1 protein-coding gene is annotated in these 295 nt (G+C 71.2%); it reads right to left on the bottom strand.

Features of this window, described 5'->3' with window-relative positions:
* Positions 1 to 188, bottom strand: a 188-nt coding sequence (locus ACQG3P_RS19210) for a biotin/lipoyl-binding protein (RefSeq protein ID WP_426805929.1), incomplete at its 3' end; no start/stop codon positions are given.
* Positions 189 to 295: the final 107 nt, after the last annotated feature.

The raw sequence follows: 295 nt of genomic DNA, 5'->3' as shown, positions 1-295 counted from the left end.
TCGTAGTTCATCCGCGCCAGGTCCTGCGCCGCCTGCGCCTGCGTCAGCGAGGCGTCGGCCTGGGCCAGGTCGCTGTCCAGCGTGCGGTGGTCCAGCTGCAGCAGCACCTGGCCCTGTTGGACCCACTGGCCGACGTCCACCGGCAGTGCAGTCACGCGCTGGCCGCTGATTTCGACGCCAAGCTGCATTTCCTCCTACGCGGAGACCGGGCCGGAGACCAGCACCGTGCGCGCCATGGTCTGCTGCTGCACGGTGGCCGGCGAAACCGGCAGCGCGGAGCTGGCGGCCGCTGCCT

Source organism: Stenotrophomonas sp. SrG (genome assembly GCF_050031795.1).
In the GTDB taxonomy this organism is placed as follows: Bacteria; Pseudomonadota; Gammaproteobacteria; order Xanthomonadales; family Xanthomonadaceae; genus Stenotrophomonas; species Stenotrophomonas rhizophila_A.
This window is presented reverse-complemented; position numbering and strand designations above follow the sequence as displayed.